This window comes from Tahibacter caeni (assembly GCF_024609805.1).
Classification (GTDB): domain Bacteria; phylum Pseudomonadota; class Gammaproteobacteria; order Xanthomonadales; family Rhodanobacteraceae; genus Tahibacter; species Tahibacter caeni.
The window spans coordinates 1-1,128 of sequence record NZ_JANFVR010000658.1; the positions used below are offsets into that span (position 1 = coordinate 1).

Consider the following 1,128-nt stretch of genomic DNA (forward strand, 5'->3'; position numbering starts at 1 on the left):
GCCGCGCCGCCGGCGGGCTGCGCGCGCGCGGCCTGCGCGGCCGCGATCAGTCCGGCCCCGCCGACACCCATCCATTGCAGCAGTTCGCGTCGCGTGGTCATGGCTGGTTCTCCTGCGCCGGGTGTTCGTCGTCGTCGGTGTCGTGGCCGCCGTGGCCGCTATGGTCGTGAGGCTGCCGGCCCGCGTCGTGCCGGCCGGGATCGTGCTGCTCCGCGGCGTCGCCGGTCTTGCCGTGCGCGCCGGCCGCATCGTGGCCTTTGTGCTCGTCGCCGCCAGTCTCGCCGTCGGATCGGTCGCGCTGCGGCTTGCCGTGCGTGGACATGTCGTGACCCGACATGTCGTGGCCGGCGTGGCTGCCCTGATCGTCGTTCGACGCCGCGCCGCCGCCGTGGCCCTGGTGCGCGTCGTGGCCGCCGTCGGTCGCCGGTCGCAGCACGCTGTCGAGATCGAGCACGGGGTGCGGCGGCAGCGCATCGCTGGGCAGCCGCGTGCCGACCGCGCGGGCCAGCGCGACGCGCGCCTGCCAGTAGTCGCGCACGCTTTCGAGATAGCCCTGATAGGCGTCGTATTCCTGCTGCTTGGCCAGCAACAGCTCGAACGCGCCGATCAGCATGTAGTTCAGGCGCTCGCTCTGGCGCGCGACCACGGCCTCGCGCTGCGGGATCAGCGCGGCGCGGTAGTCCTCGGCGATGCGGCGCAGCGCGGCGACGCGGTCGACGCCGAGGCTCACGTCGTTGTCGATGTCGAGCTCCAGCCGCGCGAGCGCCGCGCGACCCTGTTCCAGGCGTGCTTCGGCGCGCGCGATCGCCGCCTGGCCCTGGTCGAACAGCGGCAGGGCCAAGGCCAGTGTCGGACCGCGCAAGGTGTTGCCGTCGGTCTCGCGTTCGCGCTCGGCGCCGATCTCGACGTTGCCGAGCAGACGCCAGCGCCGCACGAGGGTCAGCGCCTGGTCGAGCAGCTCGACTTCGCGCCGCGCCGCGGCCAGATCCAGGCGCTGCTGCTGGGCGAGCGCCTGCAGGTCGCCCAGTGCGTCCTCGTTCGCGACCGGCGCGGCGAGCGGCAGCGCGAAGGTCCACTGCGCGGCCTGCGCCCCGCGCAGGCCCATGCGCGCGTTCAGCGCGAGGCGCG

1 protein-coding gene is annotated in these 1,128 nt (G+C 74.3%); it reads right to left on the reverse strand.

The window, feature by feature from the left end; genetic code table 11:
- Positions 1–97 precede the first annotated feature (97 nt).
- Positions 98–1,128 (reverse strand): TolC family protein (locus NON22_RS24650; protein ID WP_257389620.1); only part of this gene is annotated, 1,031 nt, incomplete at its 5' end.